Source organism: Kitasatospora sp. NPDC101447 (genome assembly GCF_044767225.1).
Lineage (GTDB): Bacteria > Actinomycetota > Actinomycetes > Streptomycetales > Streptomycetaceae > Kitasatospora.
In genome coordinates this window covers 47205-67947 of sequence record NZ_JBIWNL010000027.1, presented here as the reverse complement: position 1 = coordinate 67947, position 20743 = coordinate 47205, and the positions used below count along the sequence as shown (strand labels likewise).

The 20743-nt window shown below is 73.9% G+C and carries 14 protein-coding genes; 8 read left to right on the top strand and 6 right to left on the bottom strand.

What is annotated here, in order from left to right; genetic code table 11:
• Positions 1 to 38: 38 nt before the first annotated feature.
• The 5 genes from ACIRST_RS30085 to ACIRST_RS30065 form a co-directional block, all read right to left on the bottom strand.
• On the bottom strand, positions 39 to 785 hold the full coding sequence (locus tag ACIRST_RS30085) for an HAD family hydrolase (protein ID WP_402805911.1): 747 nt from the start codon (positions 783 to 785) through the stop codon (positions 39 to 41).
• A gap of 98 nt (positions 786 to 883) precedes the next feature.
• Positions 884 to 1684: a VOC family protein gene (locus ACIRST_RS30080; RefSeq protein WP_402805909.1), complete on the bottom strand. Its 801-nt coding sequence runs from the start codon at positions 1682 to 1684 to the stop codon at positions 884 to 886.
• A 188-nt stretch (positions 1685 to 1872) separates the two neighbouring features.
• On the bottom strand, positions 1873 to 2322 hold the full coding sequence (locus ACIRST_RS30075; RefSeq protein WP_402805906.1) for an SRPBCC domain-containing protein: 450 nt from the start codon (positions 2320 to 2322) through the stop codon (positions 1873 to 1875).
• Between the two features lie 126 nt (positions 2323 to 2448).
• Positions 2449 to 4200, bottom strand: a complete 1752-nt coding sequence (locus tag ACIRST_RS30070; protein WP_350525411.1) for an LCP family protein — start codon at positions 4198 to 4200, stop codon at positions 2449 to 2451.
• Positions 4201 to 4512: 312 nt separating this feature from the next.
• Positions 4513 to 5499, bottom strand: coding sequence for a LuxR C-terminal-related transcriptional regulator (locus ACIRST_RS30065; RefSeq protein WP_350525412.1), 987 nt, complete (start codon positions 5497 to 5499; stop codon positions 4513 to 4515).
• Between the two features lie 368 nt (positions 5500 to 5867).
• Here ACIRST_RS30065 and ACIRST_RS30060 point away from each other — a divergent pair, with 368 nt between their 5' ends.
• The 3 genes from ACIRST_RS30060 to ACIRST_RS30050 all read left to right on the top strand — a co-directional run bounded on the left by ACIRST_RS30060 (position 5868) and on the right by ACIRST_RS30050 (position 7946).
• Positions 5868 to 6110: a hypothetical protein gene (locus ACIRST_RS30060; RefSeq protein WP_402805903.1), complete on the top strand. Its 243-nt coding sequence runs from the start codon at positions 5868 to 5870 to the stop codon at positions 6108 to 6110.
• Between the two features lie 301 nt (positions 6111 to 6411).
• Positions 6412 to 7281: a hypothetical protein gene (locus ACIRST_RS30055; RefSeq protein ID WP_350525414.1), complete on the top strand. Its 870-nt coding sequence runs from the start codon at positions 6412 to 6414 to the stop codon at positions 7279 to 7281.
• On the top strand, positions 7215 to 7946 hold the full coding sequence (locus ACIRST_RS30050) for a VOC family protein (RefSeq protein ID WP_402805900.1): 732 nt from the start codon (positions 7215 to 7217) through the stop codon (positions 7944 to 7946). The genes ACIRST_RS30055 and ACIRST_RS30050 overlap by 67 nt, the downstream gene beginning before the upstream one ends.
• 147 nt (positions 7947 to 8093) lie before the next feature.
• On the opposite strand, the gene ACIRST_RS30045 is transcribed toward ACIRST_RS30050, so the two are convergent.
• Positions 8094 to 10589 carry an AAA family ATPase gene (locus ACIRST_RS30045; RefSeq protein ID WP_402805897.1) on the bottom strand — a complete coding sequence of 832 codons (2496 nt, stop codon included), beginning with the start codon at positions 10587 to 10589 and terminating at the stop codon, positions 8094 to 8096.
• 239 nt (positions 10590 to 10828) lie between these two features.
• Here ACIRST_RS30045 and ACIRST_RS30040 point away from each other — a divergent pair, with 239 nt between their 5' ends.
• The 5 genes from ACIRST_RS30040 to ACIRST_RS30020 are packed head-to-tail and all read left to right on the top strand — an operon-like array spanning position 10829 to position 20739.
• A complete protein-coding gene (locus tag ACIRST_RS30040; protein WP_402805895.1) occupies positions 10829 to 13105 on the top strand; it encodes a TOMM precursor leader peptide-binding protein in 2277 nt (758 codons plus the stop codon).
• A gap of 20 nt (positions 13106 to 13125) precedes the next feature.
• Complete coding sequence (locus ACIRST_RS30035; RefSeq protein WP_402805892.1) at positions 13126 to 14670, top strand: SagB family peptide dehydrogenase; 1545 nt, start codon at positions 13126 to 13128, stop codon at positions 14668 to 14670.
• Positions 14667 to 15479: an HlyD family efflux transporter periplasmic adaptor subunit gene (locus ACIRST_RS30030; protein ID WP_350525419.1), complete on the top strand. Its 813-nt coding sequence runs from the start codon at positions 14667 to 14669 to the stop codon at positions 15477 to 15479. Before ACIRST_RS30035 ends, ACIRST_RS30030 begins: the two co-directional genes overlap by 4 nt.
• An 11-nt stretch (positions 15480 to 15490) precedes the next feature.
• On the top strand, positions 15491 to 17776 hold the full coding sequence (locus tag ACIRST_RS30025) for an NHLP family bacteriocin export ABC transporter peptidase/permease/ATPase subunit (RefSeq protein ID WP_402805888.1): 2286 nt from the start codon (positions 15491 to 15493) through the stop codon (positions 17774 to 17776).
• Complete coding sequence (locus ACIRST_RS30020) at positions 17773 to 20739, top strand: NHLP bacteriocin export ABC transporter permease/ATPase subunit (protein ID WP_402805885.1); 2967 nt, start codon at positions 17773 to 17775, stop codon at positions 20737 to 20739. Before ACIRST_RS30025 ends, ACIRST_RS30020 begins: the two co-directional genes overlap by 4 nt.
• Positions 20740 to 20743: the final 4 nt, after the last annotated feature.

Here is a 20743-nt window from a genome sequence, read left to right as displayed (position 1 = left end):
GCCGCGCCCGCCCGGGGCCGTCGCCTCGCCGCGCCCGCTCATGCCTCGTCCCCCAGGAGCTCGGCGAGGTCGTCGACGACCACGGTGGCGCCGTCGTAGCGCAGTTCGGCGGCCTGTCCGGTGCGGTTCACGCCGACCACCGCGCCGAAGCCGCCGGCCCGGCCGGAGGCGACCCCGGCGAGCGCGTCCTCGAAGACGGCGGCGTGCACCGGCTCGACGCCGAGCGCGCGGGCGGCGTACAGATAGGTGTCGGGGGCGGGCTTGCCGGGCAGGCCCTCGGCCTTGGCGACGTTGCCGTCCACGATCACGTCGAACAGGTCCTCGATGCCCGCCGCCCGCAGCACGTCGCGGCAGTTGGCGCTGGAGGAGACCACCGCGCTGGGCAGCCCGGCCGCGCGCAGCCGGTGCACGTAGGCGACCGAGCCGTCGTACGGCTGGACGCCCTGTTCGCGGATCATCCGCAGCACGGTGTCGTTCTTGGCCCGGCTGATCCCTTGGACGGTACGGGAGTTGGGAGGGTCGTCGGGGGTGCCCTCGGGCAGGTCGACGTGCCGGCTGTGCAGGAAGGCCCGGGTGCCGTCGAGGCGCGGGCGGCCGTCCACGTAGGTGTCGTAGTCGACGACGGCGTCGAAGGGGACGAACGGCCCGCCGGTACGGGCGGCTTCGGCGCGCAGGAAGGCGTCGAAGGTGTCCTTCCAGGCCGCGGCGTGCACCTTCGCGGTCTGGGTGAGCACTCCGTCGAGGTCGAAGAGGAAAGCGCGGATGTCGTCCGGTAGCCCCAGCATGGGTGCAGTCTTACCCGGGAACGGGGGGAAGCCGCCCATTTCCCGGCGGCGCGTCGCGGGAAGGGCGGCTTCCGGATGCCCGGCCGTGCCGCGGGCGGCTACGGGGAGTCGGGCAGTTGCGCCTGGGCCGCCTGGACGACGGCGAATACCGCGCCCTGCGGATCCCGGACGACGGCCATCCGCCCGGCCTGCATGTCGAACGGCGGCTGGATCACCGAGCCGCCCGCCTTGACCAGGGCGTCCACCGTGGAGTCGGTGTCGTCCACCGAGAAGTACGTCATCCAGTGCGAGGGGGTGCCCGGGGCGAGGTAGCCGGGGATCGCCTGCATGCCGCCCACCGTGCGGTCGGCGACGTTGAGCGAGAAGTAGCCGTCCATGCCCTGGATGGTGGCCGGGCGCAGCCCGAGCGCCGCGCGGTAGAAGCGGCCGGCCGTGTCGCCGTCGGCGGTGTTGAGCTCGTTCCAGACCAGCGCGCCCGGTTCGTTGACCACGCCCGCGCCGATGAAGTCCATGGCCTGCCAGACGCCGAACACCGCACCGGTCGGGTCGGCGGCGACCAGCATCCGGCCGATCGTGCCGACGTCCATCGGCTGGTAGAGGATCGTGCCGCCGGCCGCGGCGATGGCCCGGTTGCTCTCGTCGGCGTCGTCCGAGGCGAGGTAGGTGGTCCAGGCGACGGGCGGCGCGGGCTGGCCCTCGGGCACGACCTGCCCCATGATCCCGGCGACCGGCCGGCCGTTGAGCGCGCACACGGCGTAGCCGCCGAACTCGGCCGGGCCGACCTCGCCCTGCCAGCCGAAGAGGTCGCGGTAGAAGTCCAGCGCGGCCTGCTGGTCGGCGGCCATCAGGTCGACCCAGCAGGGGGTGCCGGGCGGGTACGGATCGGTGACGACGGGCATGGCTGGGCCTCCCGGAGGCGGTGGGTGACCGGCGGTGGCGGTGACCGGCGGTGGCCGGTACGACGGGGGTACACCGCCACCATCGGCCCGCCGCCGCGATCCCGCCACCGGACCGCGGTGTCGCGGGGCGGCCTGGGCGCGGTGTCGCGGGGCGGCCCCGGCGGGTTCACGGGGCGGCCCCGGTGGGCTCACGGGGCGTCGTGGCGCCGGGCGGTGACGAAGTACGGCTGCACCTTGCCGCTCTGCGCGTAGTCCTTCAGCCGGACCAGCAGTTCGGCCCAGGTGCCGGCCACCGCCGGGACGCCCTCCTCGCTGCCCGGCTGCCAGCCCCCGTGGCGGAACAGCAGCCGGGTGCGGTCGGGCGCTCCGGGCTGCTCGGCGAGGTCCCAGCTGATCCAGGTACCGGCCCAGTGCGGCGGGAACGCCCCGGCGTTGGTCCACACCACCCGGTCCTGGTCGGCCCGCTCCACGCGGAGCCGGAACGGCTCGGGGACCTCGGGGAAGTCGAACAGCAGGACGTCCTCCTCCCGGTCCGCGGCGGTGGTCCACCAGGAGGTCAGCCCGTCGTGCGTGGTGAGCGCGGCGAGGACGACCTCACGGGGCGCGGCGATGTCGAACTGCAGGGCGATCTCGGGCATGGGCTCCGCCTTTCGAGACCTGGGTCGAGGCCCGTGGCGGGCCTACGGCCACCATGGCACGACCCCCGGGCCCACGCGCTCCGGGAGCGCTGGTCCGGGGGTCGTCCCGCCGTCCGGTGGCTGCGGTCAGCCGCCGCTGCCGTACGTGGTGTTGGCGCAGATGTCGTCGTCCGCCGAGCGGGCGTCGTTGGTGACGGTGGTGGGCAGCGGCTGCGGGGGGGAGCCCGGGGTGCCGGCCGTCCCGGCGGGCGCGGCGGAGCCGACTCCCGCGGTGGCGGCGAAGTCCTGGCCGACGATCACCGAGATGCCGCGCGAGCTGCCGGAGGACATTTCGGCGCCCGGGAACAGCGCGGCGACCTTCTCGGCGTTCGCCTTCTGCCCGGTGCCGTACTCGATCGTGGTGACCTTGTACTTGGTGCTGGCCGCCTGGCCCGCGGTGGAGGCGGTGAACTTGGCGGTCTTCAGCAGTTCGGTGCCCTTGCCGGCCAGGCCGTTGGCGGTGGTCCCGTTGTAGACCGCCACCTTGATCGCGGCGTTGGAGGCGTCCCCGGCCGGGGCGGCCGGGGTGGTGGGCCCGGGCTGCTGCGGGGCCGGGCTGGTGCCGGACGCGTCCGGCTGCTGGCCGGTGGCGTTCTGGCCGTCGATGGTCTGGTCGGCCTTGAGGGTCTCCCAGAGCTTGTTGGCGTCCGGCTGGACCAGGTCCAGGTCGGCGTCCTGGGTGCGGTAGCGCCAGGGCGCCGTCACGAACTTCAGGTCGTGCATGTCGATGTTCTTCATCGACAGCCCGAAGGAGAGCAGCTTGTCGGCGGAGTCCAGGCCCGGGTCGACGGTCAGCGACTTGGTGGCGGCGTCGGCGAGCGGCAGGAGGGTGGTGGGGCCCATCCCGTCCTTCTTGATCTTGCTGGCGAGGGAGCTCATGAAGGCCTGCTGGCGCTTCATCCGGCCGATGTCCGAACCGTCGCCGATGCCGTGCCGCAGTCGCACGTAGTCCAGTGCCTTCTGGCCGTCCACGGTCTGCTTGCCCTGCGGGAGGACGAGGGCGCCCTTCTTGTGCAGGTTGGGGTTGATGTCCCCCTCGTAGATCGGCTGCGGCAGGCAGATGTCCACGCCGTTGACGGCCTTGGTCATCGCGGCGAAGCCGTTGAAGTCGACCACGAGGGTGTGGTCGACCCGGATGCCGGTGAGCTTCTCCACGGTGTTCTGGGTGCAGGCCGGGTTGCCGTCGTCGCTGCCGCCGGTCGAGAAGGCCGCGTTGAACAGGTCGGTGTTGCCGCCCTTGGTCCACTTGCCGTTGGGCAGCTTGCAGGACGGCAGCTGGACCTTGGCGTTGCGCGGGATCGAGATGCCGACGGCGTGCTTGTGGTCGGCGTAGACGTGCAGCAGGATCGTGGTGTCCGAGCGGGCGCCGCCGTCCTCGCCGCCGCCGAGGTCGGCGTTGTTCTTGCCGCGGCTGTCCGAGCCGATCAGCAGCACGTTGACCGGCTTGTTGCCGTCCGCGTCGGCCTTCGCCTCGGGCGGGCGGTCGCCGGCTATCGCGTCGGCGTCGAAGGACTTGATGTTGGCGTTCAGCTTGTAGTAGATCGCGCCGCCGGTCCCGGCGATCAGCACCAGCACGCCCGCCGCCGACCAGGCGACGATCTTCTTCACGTTCTTCTTCGGCTTGGCGTTCTTGCGCGCCGCCGCCCGTCCGCCGGCTCCGGAGTCCGGTCCGCCGCCGGCGCGGCCGCCCTTGCCCTGACCGGCGGCACGCCGGGCCTCCGCGCGTCCGCCGCCGGAACGCGGCGACGGCACGGCAGCGCCGCCCCTCTTGCCCCCGGTCGTGAGCGCACCGGACTCGTCCCCGCCCCGGGCCGGGCCCTTGTCCCGCTGACCTGACATGCGCGTACCTTTCACCGACGGAAGCGACGCCCCGGACGATCTGGCGCACCGCACACAGAGAGACGGCCCCAACCGTTCCCAGGTTGCACATACGACCGTCTGCATCAACCGACGATCGTGGCTTCCGATCATATTTTGGCCCAACACGGTCATGGACCTCCGGTCGGTGGGCAAACCCCCCGACACCCGGGCAACCACCAGGCAGAACACCCGAAACCACCCGATTCCGACGTGACTTACGCCACTACGGCTCTCCGGTGGCGGGCGGTGCCGGGGGACGCGGCGGGCGGCGCCGGGGCCGCCGCGGTCGGCTCAGAGCCAGCCGCGGCGGCCGGCCAGCAGGCCCGCCTCGAACCGGCTGCGGGCGCCGAGCCGGTCCATCAGGTCGGCCATCATCCGGCGCACCGTCCGCAGGGAGAGGCCGAGGTGCTTTCCGGCCGCCTCGTCCGTGTAGCCCTGACCGAGCAGGCGCAGCAACTCCTGCTCCTGGCGGGTCAGGCCCTGCTCGTCGCGCTCGCGCGGGGCGCCGAAGGGGGTCGCGTCGGCCCAGGTCTGCTCGAACAGCGAGAGCAGCGCGGTGATCACGCCCGGCGAGGAGATCTGCACCGCGCCCTTGCGGGTGTTGGCAGGGTCGATCGGGACGAGCGCCACCCGCCGGTCGATGACCATCATCCGCAGCGGGAGCGCGGGCACCGTCCGGACCTCGCAGCCCAGTCCGGTCAGCCACTCGGCGTGCCGGACGGTGGCCCGGTCCTTGCGGACGCTGTCCAGGTAGACCGTCCGCATCGCCACGCCGCGGGCGAGCAGTTCCTCGTTGGCCGGGCGGCTGGCCTGGAGCGAGGCGGCGGACTGGGCTCCCCCGGGGTTGAAGGTGAGCAGTTCGCCGGAGACCGAGCGGATCAGCTCGTCCAGCCGGGCCTGCACGGTGGCGAGCCCGATCAGCCGCTCCAGCTGGCTGTCCTCCCGGGCCGACTCGTCCCGGTACTCGGCGAGCAGGTTGGTGATCGCCGCCTGGCGCCGCTCGAACTCCTGCTGGGTGCGCTGCTGGACGGACTCGTAGTGGCGCAGCAGGGCGGGCAGTCCGACCCTCGGGTCCACCGGCCGCAGGCCGCCCGGGAGCTCGCCCGGGAGTTCCTCGGACGGCCGGAGCAGCCGGAGGTCGGCGAGCTGGTCGAGCGCGTCGCGGACCTCCGCCTCGCTCAGGGCGAGCTTCTCGGCGAGCCCCTTGGCATCGAGGTGATGATCCGTCAGCATTAAGCGGTAGACCGCCTGTGCGGCGTTGTCGATCCCGTCCAGCATCGGCGCACCACCCCCGCAGTCCGTCCCCCTCCACCGGCAACTTCGACCGGGAAGTTGCCGCCTGATCATGCCAGGGCGGGCGGACCGGGACAACCGTCGAAAGCCCCACCGCTGCGGCTCGCGGAGAGGCCCGCGCGGCAAAGGTAATGGAATGGCAATGGCACCATCGTGCCAGGGCGATCTTCCTGCCGTCCCGAACACCTTCCGGTCCCCCTCGGCGTGCAGCAGACTTCCGGTTGTCGGGGGGCGGCGAGCTCCCCGGCCGGGCCCGCCGATGACCGCGGACCGCCCCCGCCGGCGGTCGACCGCCGCGGCTGCGGAAATGCCCGGCATCCGCTTCCGAAACTGCGCTCGTCCTGGGGGATTCCATGCTTTCCTGTCGCACGTTCGCCTGTACCGCCGCCGCCACTGCGGCCCTCGCCGTCGGCGTCCTGGCCGGAGCCGCGCAGGCCGCGACCGGCCACCCGCCGACCGCGCGTCCGGCGTCCGTCGCCTCGCCGTCCGCCACTCCCTCCGCCACGCCGGGCGACCCCACCGACCCGGCGCCCGCCACCACGGCGAAGCCCCGGGACCCGGGCATCAACACGCCGGGTGACTGGCGCTGGGAGTGATCGGCAACAGCGCCGACACGGACTGCACATGACGTCTCCTCACCGATCGCCGACCGCCGGGCAGCGCGGTCGGACGGTGCGGGACTCCCCGGTGGACGCACCCGGCCGCCGAGCCGGGCGGCGGAACCGACTCGCGTCGCACCCCACCCGTCCGCGCCACCGGTGCGCCACCCGCGGGCACCGGCCGGCCGCCGCCCGCCCCCACCCGGGGCGGACGCGGCGGGTCGCGCTCCGGACGCCCACACAAATTGAATGTGCAACAAAACCGTCAGGAGCGACAGTGCCGGTTATCGAGCCGATTGTGCTGAACTTCTTCGGCATCGAGGTCGGCCTGGTCCGCGCCGACCGCGACGAGATCTCGTTCCATTTCGGACCTCACCTCACCGGGATTTCCCAGGACCCCGACCAGCTGCGGGTGGAATTCTCCGGAATCACCGGAAAGGGCGATCCGGGCGATTTCCTGGTGCGGCGCAGCGACGGCACGCCGTTGCTGCGCCGCGCCTTCCGGGGCTGGGGCAACGTGCCGCCCGCCGTCCCGCCGTTCGCCGCACTGCAGGACCGGTTCTGCCTGGCCCCGGCCGTGGTGCTGGCCAAGGGCGGCGCCACCGTCGCCCTGCTCGGCGGCCCGTACTCGGAACAGGCGAACGTGGGGGCCGCGTTGGCGCAGCGCTCCTGGGAGTTCGTCTCCGGCCGGCTTCTGGTGCTGGACCGCCGCAGCGGCCACGTGCTGCCCTACCTCGCCCCGCTGGAGGCGCGCGGGCCCGCCGCGGCCTGGCTGCGCGGCGCCGGGCTGCCGGAGGGGATGTGGCGCACGGTGGCCTCGCCGATCGGCGGCGAGGTGCTGCTGGTGCGCCCGGAGTGCCTCGGCCCGGTCGTGCCGGTCCGGGCCCGGCTGGCGCCACCGGCGCTGGTCCGGCTGTGTCGCAGTGCGGACGAGGAAGTCCGGCTGGCACCATGGGAGTTCACGACCCAGACCTGGCCGGCCGGATCGGCCGGCCTGCTCGCCGGAGCGCCGACCCACTGCCTGCACCTCCCCGGTGTGGGCGGGGCGGAGGAGGCGGCGGGCCTGATCGATCACGCAATGACCAACGAGAAGGACGAGTCGTGCCTCGACGTACCCGCTATGCCCTCGGTGCACCGTGCTGGGCTGACTGCATCACTCCCGATCTGAGCGGCAGCCGGGACTTCTACTCGGCGCTGTTCGGCTGGGAGTTCGTCACCGAGTCCCCGGACTACCAACTGGCCCTCCTGGGCGGGGAGATCATCGGTGGCTTCGGCGCCGCACCGGCCGGGATGCCGCCGGGCGCGGTGTGGAACACCTACCTGGCGACCAAGGACGCGGACGACAGCTGCACGCAGGTCGGGCGGCACGGCGGCCGGGTGGTGATGCCGCCGGTGCCGGTCGGCGCGAACGGGCGGCTCTTCCTCGCCGTCGACCCCTCGGGCGTCGCGATCGGCTTCTGGGAGGGCCACCGCGCCGAGGGCGTGGTGCTCGCCGACGAGCCGGGCGCGATCTGCGGCCACGAGCTGCGGGTGCCGCTCGCCGCCACCGCCGAGGCGTTCTACGGCGCGCTCTTCGGCTACCGCCTCACCGGCGACGGGGAGTTCGAGCTGGACGGGGTCGGGCAGGCCCGGGTGGTGGAGAGCGACCAGGGCCGCCCGCAGTGGCTGCCCCACCTCGGCGCCCACGACCCGGCGGACACCGTGCACCGGGCCGTCGAGCTGGGTGCACGGCTGATCCGCCCGGGGCGCGAGGAGCCGCCGGTGCTGCGGGACCCGTGGGGCGCCGAGTTCGGCGTCGTCGCCGCGCCGGCGGGCGGCGGCGGCGGGGCGTGATGGCAGGGCCCGGCCGGGGGGATCGGGTCCTGCCGTCACGGCGCCTTGCTGTGACTGCGCCTTGCCGTCACGGCGCCTCGGAGTCACGGCGCCTCGGAGTCACGGCTCCTTGCCGTCACAGCACCTCGGAGTCACGGCCCCTTGCCGTCACAGCGCCTTGACGGCCGAGGCCAGTTCGGGCCGCCCCTTGATGGCCAGCTTGCGGTAGATCCGGCCCAGGTGGGTGTCCACCGTGCGCTTGCTGAGGCAGAGGCGCTCGGCGACCTCCAGGTTGCTCAGCCCCTGCAGCACCAGTTCGGTGACCCGCCGCTCGCTCGGGGTGAGCCGGACCGGCCCGGCGTCGCGGGTGCCGATGGCGGGGCCGCGGTCCTCCGCGGGGCGGGGTCGGGCGTCGCCGCCGGGGAGGGGATCGGCGGCGATGGTCCGGGCCGCGGCCGGTTCGCCGAGCGCCTGGTAGGCCTGGGCGGCGTGCGAACGCCACGGCACGCAGGCCGGGTTGGCGATCCCGCGGGCGGCCAGTTGGTGCCCGCACTCCAGGAACAGCCGCAGCGCCTGCTGGTGGTCACCGCGGTGGGCGGCGAGCAGGCCGCGGGCCTCCAGCACCACCGCGCGCAGCAGCGGGTGGGCCTCGGCCGGGAGGTCGACCGCGGCGAGTTCCGCGCCGTCCACCGGCAGGCCCCGGCGCAGCCTGGTCCGGATCGCCATCGCCCGGGCGGCGCCCGCGAGTTCGTCCGCCCGGACCCGGCCGGCCAGCTCCGCGGCGTGTTCGGCGTCGGTCAGGGCGGCGTCCAGCCGGCCCTGGCGGTGGGCGATGTCGGAGCGGGCCAGCAGCGCGAGGGCCAGTTCGCCGCGGTGGTTCCAGCGCTGGGCGGAGCGGACGGCCCGGCCGGCCCAGGCGGCGGCCTCGTCCAGCCGTCCGGTCCAGGCGTAGGCCATCGCCGCGCCGAGCACCTCGACACCGGCCTCGGCGGGCGAGACCGCGCGCACGCTGCGGGCGGCCAGCCGGACCGCCGTACGGGGCAGGCCCCCGGCGGCGGCCACTGCGGCCTGGGCGCCCAGCAGGGCGGGGGCGGACGCCTCGGCGGGTTCGGCGCGCAGGGCGGCGACGGCCGGTCGCAGGGCGGTGCGGCGGCCGGTCAGCAGCGCCTGGGCGGCGAGCGGCAGCAGGAGGTCGGCGGCCGGTTCGGCGGTGGCGGCGAGGGCGTGGGCGGCCTCGGTGAAGGGGACGGTCGCGGCACCGGAGGAGCTGAGCGCCAGCACCGGGCCGGTGAACGGCCGCAGCAGCCGGGCGCGTTCGACCGGGTCGGCGACGTCGGCCAGGCCGGCGGCGCAGCGGGCGGCGGCGGCGACGTCCCGGTGGAGTTCGACGGCGCCGAGCTGCGCGGTGAGCGAGCGGACGGTGTCCGGGTCGGTGGTGTCGGCGAGCGCGCGCTGCAGGTAGCGGGCGGCGTCGTCCCAGTGGCCGTCGGCGGCGGCGTCCCGGGCGGCGGTCCGCAGCACCGGGAGGGCCCAGTCGAGGCCGGTGGTGCCGGAGGACATCAGGTGTTCGGCGGTGCGGCCGGCCGGGGCGCCGAGCCGGACCAGCAGGGCGGCGGCCCGCTCGTGCAGGGCGACCAGGACCCGCGGGTCGGTGCGGGCCAGCACGGCGGTGCGGACCAGCTCGTGCCGGAAGGTCTCCGGCGGGCCGGGCTCGATCAGGTCGGTGCGGCGCAGCGCCTCGCGGGCCTCGTCGGCGAGCAGCTCGCCCTGGCCGGCCAGCAGGGCGGCGGTGGCGAGGTCGGCGTCGGCGCCGAGGACGGCGAGGCCGGTGAGCAGGTCGGCGGCCCGGGGGTGGCTCTGGCGCAGCCAGCTGAGCGTGGTGTCGGCGAGCGTGCCGGCGCCGATCCGGCGGACGGTGTCGAGGTCGGGCGAGCCGGGCGAGACCCGGGCGGCGACCAGCCGGGCGGTCAGCTCCTCCAGCACCAGCGGGTTGCCGCGGGAGAGGTTGTGGCAGACGGCGGCCAGTTCCGGGTCGACCGGGGCGTCGAACTCCTCGGCCACCCGCTCGGCGACGCAGCTGTCGCAGAGCGGGCCGGGGGTGACGGTGCGGGCGTGGCCGAGTGCGCCGAGTTCGGCGGCCAGCGGGTCGGCGGCCTCGTCGGCGGTGGTGGCGAGCAGCGCGACCGGCAGGCCGTCGAGCCGGCGGGCGAGATAGGAGAACCACTGCCGGGACTCCTCGTCGGCCAGGTGGAGATCGTCCACGGCCATGACGACGGGGGTCCGGGAGGTCAGTGAACGAGCGGCGTGGAAAAGACTGTTGAGTACCCGTTCGCGTCCGTTCCCGGGGCTTTCCGAACTCTCCGGGAGCGCGGTGGCGAGGAATTCGCCGCCGGGGAATTCCACTCCTTGCGGCGCACTGTTTGACATGCGCATGATGGGATCGAAGAGCTGGCGCACCACCCCGTACGGAAAGTCCCGCTCGTTGTCATGACACCGCGCCCGCAGCACCACCGCCTCACCCGGTATCCGGGCCAGCGCGGCGCGCAGCAGCGCACTCTTCCCGATCCCCCGCGGCCCTCTGACCAGCACCACCGCGGGCCGGCCCGCACCCGCCCCGGCCACCGCCCGGGCCAGCTCGGCCAACTCCTGTTCACGGTGCGGCAAAACTCCAGTCGGCAACGCAACCCCCCGTCGGCACCCTCACGCGACTCACCAGTATCGCCACCCCCACCCGGCTGTCAACGCGCGGGCCGAATACGTACGGCACTACGTACCGGCGCGCAGGAATACGCAATCGCCCGCGATGCGTAAGTCCGGCGCCCGGCCGAATATGCAGTATGTACAGCGGTTTTGACGGCGTGTTCAATATCGGCAACGCACTTGTGAACACAGGGGGATGACTTATGGAGCGTCCGCGGCTCAAGGCCCATTTCCTCACCGAGACGGTGGGCGAAAAGGTCTTCCTGCTCGGAGAGGGGCAGGACTACCTCGTCCCGGGGGCCGCCGCGGTGCGCCTCCTGCCCTACCTGGACGGACGGCGCACCGTCGCCGAGATCCTCCAGGAACTGGGCGGCACGGTGCCCCTCGGCCAGGCGCTCACCGCGCTGCGCCGCTACGAGGCGGCCGGACACCTCGCCGAGGGCCGGCCCGACCTGCCGGACCACGTGCTCGCGTACTGGGACGCCCAGGGCGTCGACCCGGCCGTCGCGCTGGAGACCGCGCAGGCCACCGAACTGCTGGTGCTGGCCCTCGGCGCCGCCGAGGCCGCGCCCCTGGTGGACGCGCTGACCGCGACCGGCCTGCGGGCCCGCCCGGTGACCGAGGACGAGGCCGTCACCGGCGGCCCCGACACCATGGTCATCGCGCTGACCGACGACTACCTGGACCGCGCCCTGGAGCGCCTGAACACCGCCCGCCTCGCCGACGGCCGCCCCTGGCTGCTCGCCAAGCCCACCGGCACCGCCCCGTGGCTCGGCCCGCTGCTGCGCCCCGGCGAGACCGGCTGCTGGACCTGCCTCGCGCAGCGGATCAGCGGCAACCGCCAGGTCGAGCGCTACCTGGCCGGCAAGCGCGGCGAGACCGTGCCGCTCCACCCGCTGCGCGCCGCGATCCCGGCCGGCCCGGCGATGGCCGCCCAGCTGCTGGCCGCCGAGACCGCCCGCACCCTGGCCGACGCCTGCTGCTCCGCGCTGGCCGGCACGATGGTCAGCCTCGACCTCAACACCCTGCAGACCACCGAGCACGCCCTCGTCCGCCAGCCGCAGTGCCCGAGCTGCGGCGACCCGGCGCTGCTCACCGAGCGCAGCCCCAAGGTCGTCCTGCAGCCCAGCCCCGCCCGGCACACCACCGACGGCGGCTACCGGGTGCAGGCCCCGCAGTTCACCTACGACCGGCTGAAGCACCACATCAGCCCGCACCTGGGCGCGATCACCCGGCTCGGCGCGCACGAGGACACCGGCAACGGCATCACCTACAGCTTCACCGCCGGCCACAACTTCGCCATGGTCAACGACAACATGGACCTGCTGCGGCGCAACATGCGCGGCCAGAGCGGCGGCAAGGGCCGCTCCGAGATCCAGGCGAAGGTCAGCGCGATCTGCGAGGCCATCGAGCGCTACTCGGCGGTCTGGCGCGGCGAGGAGCCGGTGGTGCGCGCCGCCTACCGCGACCTCGACCCGGCCGTCGCCGTCCACATGGACGCCCTGCTGCAGTTCTCCGAGGCCCAGTTCGAGGGCCGCGCCGCGTGGAACGCCGACCCCAACCACCGGCTGCACCTGGTGCCCGACCCGTTCCCGACCGACGTCGAACTGGACTGGACGCGCGCCTGGTCGCTCACCCACGACACCGAGCGGCTCGTGCCCTCCGGCTACGCCTGGTACGGCCACCCCGACCTCCAGCAGCACTTCTACTGCGTCGGCGACTCCAACGGCTGCGCCAGCGGCAACACCCTGGAGGAGGCGATCCTGCAGGGCTTCTGCGAGGTCGTCGAGCGCGACGCCGTCGCCCTGTGGTGGTACAACCGGCTCGCCCAGCCCGAGTTCGACCTCGACTCGCTGAACGACCCGTACGTGGACACCATGCGCGCCTTCTACGCCTCGGTGGACCGCGAGCTGTGGGTCCTGGACATCACCTCCGACCTCGGCGTGCCGGTGTTCGCCGCCGTCTCCCGGCGCAAGCACGCGGTCGAGGACATCATGGTCGGCTTCGGCGCCCACCCGGACCCGCGGATCGCCGCGATCCGCGCGCTCACCGAGGTCAACCAGTTCCTCCCGTTCGTCGACCGCCGGGACGACGAGGGCAACACCCTCTACCGCACCGACGACCTGGAGACCCTGGAGTGGTGCCGGACCGCGACCGTCGCGGGCGAGCCCTGGCTGCTGCCGGACCGCGAGCGCGCCGCCAGCACCCTCGCCGACTTCGCCCCGCTCGTCGGTGACGACCTCGCCGGGCACGTCCGGGACTGCGTCGAGCGCGCCGCCGGGGCCGGCGTCGAGGTGATCGTGCTCGACCAGAGCCGCCCCGACCTCGACCTCAGCGTGGTCAAGGTGATCGCTCCCGGCATGCGCCACTTCTGGCGCCGCCTCGCCCCCGGCCGGCTGTACGACGTCCCGGTGCGCCAGGGCCGGCTCGCCGCGCCGCACACCGAGGAGCAGCTCAACCCGAAGAACGTCTTCTTCTAGAACGGCCGGGTGCTGACACGATGACCACCGCTCTGACCACCGATGCGACCGCCGGTCCGACCGCCGGTCCCGACGGGATCCACCTGCCCGCGACCGCCCGTACGGTCCGCCGGCTGCGGCTGCGCCCGGACGGCGCGCTCGCGCCGCTCGGCCCGCGCGCCGTCCGGCTGACCGCGCCCGTCGGCGCGCTGAACCTGAACGACCTCGCCCCCGGCGCGCTGGACGCGGTGACCGCGCTGGCCGCCGGGGAGCAGACCGAGGAGGAACTGGCCGCCCTGGTCGCGGCCCGGGACGGCGACGCCGGGCTGCTGCGCTGGCAGCTGACCCGCCGCCGGCTCGGCACCGCCGGGCTGCTGGAGCACTCCGTCCACCTGGCGACCGGGGCCTCGGACGAACCGCTGGCCCGGCTGCGGCCGGTCGGCCGGGGCGCCGCCGAGCCGGGGCCGACACCGGACCCGACCGGGCAGGTGAAGCTGTCCCGCTTCGCCTCCGCCGCGGTCGAGGACGGCGCCCTGCTGGTCCGCGCCCCGGGCAGCCCGCTGGCCGTCCAGCTGACCGCCCGGGCCGCCGGACTGCTCGCCGCACTGGCGGGCTGGACCAGCCCCGCCGCCCTCGCCCAGCTGCCCGGCGGCCTGCCGCTGGACGCCGTCCGGCAGACCCTGCGGCTGTTCGCCGCGGCCGGCCTGCTGGCGTACGGCTCCCCCGGCGCCGAGCCGGAGGCCGAGGAGCAGCGCTTCGCCCAGTGGCAGGCCGCCGACCTCGCCTTCCACTCCCGCACCCGTCGGCCCACCACCGTCGCCGGGTACGGCGGCACCTACCGGTTCGGCGACCGGTTCGCCCCCGAGCCCGCCTCGCCCGCGCCGTTCCCGGGCGAGAAGGTCGCCCTGGCCGTCCCGGACCTGGACGAACTCGCCCGCGCCGACCGGCCGTTCACCGAGGTGCTGGAGCAGCGCCGCTCGGTGCGCGACCACGACGAGCAGGCGCCGATCACCCTGGAGCAGCTCGGCGAGCTGCTCTACCGCAGTGCCCGCCGGCGCCAGACCTTCACCGGCGGCGACGGCCAGGAACTGGCCGACCGGCCGTACCCGAGCGGCGGCGCGGTGCACGAGCTGGAGGTGTACCCGCTGGTCACCTCCTGCGCCGGCCTCAAGCCCGGCCTGTGGCACTACGCGACCGACCGGCACGAGCTGGAACTGGTCAGCGAGCCCAGCCCGGCGACCGCCCAACTGGTCGCCGGCGCCCGCGAGTCGAGCCTGATGAAGGCCGACCCGCAGGTGGTGCTGCTGGTCACCGCGCGCTTCGGCCGGGTGATGTGGAAGTACGAGACGGTCGCCTACCCGCTGATCCTCAAGCACGTCGGCGCGCTCTACCAGACCCTCTACCTGGTCGGCACCGCGATGGACCTCGCGGTCTGCGGCCTCGGCGGCGGCGACGCCGCCGACTTCGCCGCGGCCAGCGGCATCGACTACTTCACCGAGGGCACCGTCGGTGAGCTCGTGATCGGCAGCCGGCCCCCGACGCTGCGCCAGGACGTCGGCGTCCCACGGAGAGAAGCCAGACGATGAAGTTCCGTTTCAAGGCGCTGCAGCGGATGCGCGAGCCGGACGAGCTGGACTCGCCCACCCTGCTCGCCGCACCGCGCGGCTGGATCGCCCTGTTCGTCGTGATGATCACCATGGCGGCGGCGCTGCTGTGGACCTTCGCCGGGAACATCCCGATCACCGTCGACGCCCCGGGCCTGCTGACCCGCCCGCACGGCACCGCGATGATCCAGAGCCCGTTCGGCGGGATGGTCCGCACCGTCCTGGCCAAGCCCTCCGACCAGGTCAGGCAGGGCCAGTCGGTGGCCCGGGTCGAGGACGCCGAGGGCCACAGCCGGGAGATCACCAGCCCGTTCGGCGGGCGGGTGGTCGGCCTGTCGGTCACCGACGGGCAGGTCGTCGCGCCCGGCTCCCCGGTGGTCTCGGTCGAACGCGTCGAGGACCCGCAGGAGGGCATGGTCGCGATGGTCTTCGTGCCCTCGACCCACACCATCGGGCTGGAGCCCGGCGACCAGGTGGACCTCAACGTCTCCACCACCCCGGCCGGCGCCTTCGGCCTGCTGCGCGGCACCGTCAGCTCGGTCAGCCCGTACGCGCTCACCAAGGAGGCGGTCTCCGGCCTGGTCGGCGGGGACCTCGCCGCCCAGCGCTACCTGGGCAAGGACGCGCCCCGCCTGGTGGTGGTCGAGCTGACGCCCGACCCGGACACCCCGAGCGGCTACTCCTGGACCTCGCAGAGCGGCCCGCCGAACCCGCTGGGCACCCAGGTCGCCGTCACCGCCACGATCAACGTGGGCAAGCAGACCCCGTTCAACCTGATCCTCGGCCGCTGAGGGGAGCTCCGATGACAACCACGATCCCGGAGACCACCCGGAGCACCGCTTCCGACCCCGCACCGGGGAAGAAGCCGGGGAAGAGGAACCGCCGCGGCCGCCCCACCCGGGCGGCCGCGCCGCGGCGCTGGCGGCACGCCGTCCCGACCGTCCTGCAGATGGAGTCGGTGGAGTGCGGCGCCGCCAGCCTCGCCATGATCCTCGCCTACCACGGCCGCTGGGTGCCGCTGGAGGACCTGCGCGGCGTCTGCGGCGTCTCCCGCGACGGCGCCCGCGCCTCCACCCTGCTCAACGCGGCCCGCGCGTACGGGCTCAAGGCCCGCGGCTACCAGACCGAGGCCGAGAAGCTCCGCGACCTCGACGGCCCGGTGATCATCTTCTGGGCGTTCCAGCACTTCATGGTGGTCGAGGGCGTCCGCACCCGGTACGGGCGCACCGTCGTCGCCGTGAACGACCCCGCCAGCGGCCCCCGGCTGATGGAGTGGGACGAGTTCGACTCCGGCTTCACCGGGATCGTGCTCTCCTTCGAGAAGGGCCCCGACTTCGAACCCGGCGGCGACCGGGGCGGCATCACCCGCGCGCTGCTGGAACGCCGGCTGCCCACCGGACGCGCCATGCCGCTGGTGCTGCTCGCCAGCCTGCTGCTGGTGCTGCCCGGCATCGCCATCCCCGCGTACACCCGGGTGTTCATCGACCGGGTCCTGGCCGGCAGCGGGAGCGGCTACCTCCTCCCGCTGCTGGCCGCCATGACCGCCACCGCCGTCGTCGTCTTCGTGCTGACCTCCGTCCAACGGCACTACCTGCTGCGGATCGAGATCCGGATGGGGCTGGTCAGCTCCGCCCGGTTCTTCCGGCACCTGCTGCGGCTGCCGGTCGACTTCTTCCTGCAGCGCCGCCCGGCCGAGGTCGCCAAACGCGTCTCCGGCAACGACGTGGTCGCCGAGATCCTCTCCCGCGACCTCGCGCTGACCGTCATCAACCTCGGCCTGGTGCTGTTCTACGCGGCCATCCTGATCCGCTACGACATCCTGCTCGGCGTCGTCGGCCTCGGCATGGCGCTGCTCAACATCGTCGTGCTGCAGGCCGTCGCCCGCTCCCGCACCGACGCCGTCGCCGCCCTGCGCACCGACCGCGGCAACCTGACCGCGACCACCTTCACCACCCTCTCGCTGATCGAGACGGTCAAGGCCACCGGCGCCGAGCCGGACGCCTTCAGCCGCTGGGCCGGCTTCCTGGCCAAGGTCGTCACCGCCAAGCAGAAGCTGGGCATCCCCAGCGCCGTGCTCACCGTCGTGCCGCCGATGCTGGCCGCGCTCAACAGTGGGCTGATCCTGCTGGTCGGCGGGCAGCGGGTGGTCGACGGCGCGATGAGCGTCGGCATCCTGGTCTCCTTCCAGACCCTGCTCGCCGCGCTCAGCCGCCCGGTCACCCAGCTCACCAACCTGGGCGGCCGGCTGCAGGACGTCACCGCCGACATCAAGCGGCTGTACGACGTCGAGCGCTACCCGGTGGCGGCGGCGTTCGCCAAGCCGGAGCCGCAGGCCGGGCCCAAGCTGGACGGCAACCTGGAGTTCGAGAACGTCCGCTTCGGCTACAGCCCGCTCTCCGACCCGATCATCAAGGACCTCAGCCTGACCGTCGTCCCCGGCCGGCGGATCGCCGTGGTCGGCGGCTCCGGCAGCGGTAAGTCCACCCTCGGCCGGCTGCTGACCGGCCTCTACACCCCGTGGTCGGGCCGGATCCTGCTGGACGGGCGGCCGCGCGAGGAGCTGTCCCGCACCGTGCTGGCCTCCTCGCTGGCCTACGTCGACCAGGACATCTCGCTGTTCGAGGGCACCGTCCGGGACAACCTCACGCTGTGGAACGACGACGTCCCCGACGAGGCCGTCACCGCCGCACTGCACGACGCCGCGGTCTTCGACACCGTGATGACCAGGCCCGGCGGCATCCACAGCCCGGTCCTGGAGGGCGGGCGCAACTTCAGCGGCGGCCAGCGCCAACGCCTGGAGCTGGCCCGCGCGCTGGCCACCGAACCCACCCTGCTGGTCCTGGACGAGGCGACCAGCGCGCTCGACCCGGAGACCGAGCGGGTGATCATGGACAACCTGCGCCGCCGCGGCTGCGCCTGCCTGATCATCGCGCACCGGCTCTCCACCGTCCGCGACGCCGACGAGATCATCGTGCTGAACCAGGGCGAGATCGTCGAACGGGGCACCCACGACGAGCTGTTGGCGCTGGGCGGGCACTACACCGCGCTCATCGAGTCCGCGCGCCGCGAGGAGGAGGACGAACTGTGACACTCGCTGTGGAAGTCTTCTCGCCGTTCTTCACCGACGCCGCCGAACCGGTCGAGCCGCTCGCCGACCGCTACCTCGTCCTGGACGACCCCGGGCGGATGCTGCTGGTCCGCTCCGGCGCCGTCGACCTGTTCGCCGTGAGCCTCGAATCCGGTGCGCCGCAGGGCCGTTGGCACTTCCTGTGCCGGATGGAGGCGGGCACCCTGGTGCCCGGCGCGGCCGCCGGAGCGCGGCGCGGCATCGTCGCCCGCCCGGTGCTCGGCGCCGAGGTCTCCTACCTCGCCACCTCCTGGGTCGAGGGCCTCTCCGCCCGCGGCCGGGACTGCGGCACCGCCGCCGGCGCTGCCGTCCGGGCCCTGCCCGAGGGCGAACAGCAGCAGGCTGCCGATCAGTTCCTGGCCGGGCTCGCCCGCGGCCTCACCGCCCTGGCCGGCGCCCTGCGCGACACTCTGCCGCCGCGCGAGTTCACCCCGCTCGACCCCGCCGGGCCCACCGCCCTCAAGCGCGGCCAGGCCCTGCGCTCGGTCGACGGCCTGCAGTGGGTGCGGGTCGAGGAGGGCACCGTCGAGGCGCCCGGCGGCGCGGCCGGCGAACTCGCCGGGGGCACCGAGCTCTGCCTCACCGAGAAGGACTGGCTGGTCGCCACCGGCCCGGCCACCGTCCGGGCCCGCTCCCCGCGCGAACTCCTCGACGAGGGCGGGCTCTGGGAACGCCTCACCGCGCACTGCGGCCGGCTCCTGGACGCCGTCGACCGCCGGATCGAGACCCGCCGCGACGCCGAGACCGAACTGATCACCGCCCGCCGCGAACGCGACGCCGGCACCCTCGCCGACTCCGCGCGCGGCTTCGAGACCGTCCTGCGCGACACCTCCTCCCGGCTGCGGATCGGCGACGCCACCGGCGACGAACCCACCCTGGCCGCCGCCCGGCTGGTCGCCGCGCACGAGGGCTACACCGTCACCGCCCCGGTCACCGGCAACGGCCACGACCGCCGGCTGGACCGGCTGCAGGCCATCGCGCTCGCCTCCGGCGTGCGCACCCGCTCCGTCCGGCTCGACGGCCGGTGGTGGCGCCACGACCTCGGCGCGATGATCGGCTACCGCAAGGCCGGCGCCCCGGTCGCGCTGCTGCCGCTCGGCGACGGCTCCGGCGGCGGCTACGTCCTCGCCGAGGGCGGCAAGGTCACCCCGCTGACCCCGAAGCTCGCCGCCGAACTGCAGAACAAGGCCACCGTGCTGTACCGGCCGCTGCCGGCGGCCGTCCGGACCGTCGGCGGACTGCTCAAGTTCGGCCTGCGCAACAACCGGCGCGACCTGTGGATGTTCACCGGCATGGCCGCCCTGGTCGCACTGATCGGCCTGCTCGTCCCGATCATGACCGGCGAGGTGCTCGGCACCTTCGTCGCGCACGCCCAGCGCAACCTGATCACCGAGGGCGCGCTGGTGGTGATCGGCTCCGCGATGGCGGTGGCCGCACTGTCCATCGTGCAGAACATCGCCGTACTGCGGATCGAGAGCCGCTCCACCGCCGCCATGCAGGTCGGCGTCTGGACCAGGCTGCTGTCGCTGCCCGCGCCGTTCTTCGCCAACTACTCCACCGGCGAACTCGGCACCACCGTGCTCGGCGTCAGCGCCGCCCAGGAGACCCTCTCCGGGATGATGACCACGGCGACCCTCGGGCTGCTCACCGGGCTCGCCAACCTGGTGCTGGTCTTCTTCTACGACCTGCGGCTGGCCGCCCTGGCCACCGTCCTCGTGCTGATCGGCGGCGGCTTCGCCCTCGTCGCCGGCCGGCTGGAGGTCCGCTGGCAGCGCCGGCTGTACGCGCACGAGCAGACCATGTCCGCCCGGGTCTTCCAACTGCTCACCGCCGTCCCCAAGTTGCGCGTCACCGCGGCCGAGGACCGGGTGTTCGGGGTGTGGGCCGCCGAGTTCGGCAAGGGGCGCGGACTCGCCGCCTCCTCCCGCCGGGTGCAGAACGCCGTCACCACCTTCAACGCGGGCTTCCCGCTGGTCTGTTCGGTCATCGTCTTCGGCGTGATCGCCGGCCCGCTGGACGGCAGCGTGCCGATCCCGGTCTTCCTCGCCTTCTTCACCGCCTTCAACCTGCTGATCGCCTCCAGCCTGCAGTTCACCTCCGCCGCGGTCACCGCGATGGGCGTCGTACCGATGCTGGAGCGACTGCGGCCGATCCTGGAGGAAAAGCCCGAGGTCGACGACACCAAGGCCGACCCGGGCGACCTCTCCGGGCGGCTCGGCCTCAGCCACGTCACCTTCCGCTACGGCCAGGACGGCCCGCCCGCCCTCCAGGACGTCACGCTGACCATCGAACCCGGCGAGTTCGTCGCCGTCGTCGGCCCGTCCGGCAGCGGCAAGTCCACCGTGCTGCGGCTGCTGCTCGGCTTCGAACGGCCGGAGGCCGGCACCGTCCTCTACGACGGCCAGGACCTCGGCGAGCTGGAGGTCTCCGCGGTCCGGCGGCAGTGCGGGGTCGTGCTGCAGCACGGCGCGCTGCTGGCCGGCGACATCAAGGCCAACATCGTCGGCTCCACCAACCACACCCTGGACGACGCCTGGGCGGCCGCCGAGATGGCCGGCATCGACAAGGACATCGCGGCGCTTCCGATGGGCATGAACACCGTGCTCTCGGAAGGCACCAGCACCCTCAGCGGCGGCCAGCGGCAACGCCTCATGATCGCCCGCGCGCTGGTCTCCCGGCCCCGCATCGTCTTCTTCGACGAGGCCACGAGCGCGCTCGACAACCCGACCCAGCGGCTGGTCACCGAATCCACGCGGCGGCTCAACGCCACACGGGTGGTCATCGCGCACCGGCTGTCGACGGTCGCCGAGGCCGACCGGATCATCGTCATGGACCAGGGCCGGGTGGTCCAGCAGGGCCGGTACGAGGAACTGCTGGCCGACCGGGACGGGCTGTTCGCCCGGCTCGCCAGCCGGCAGATGTAGAGCT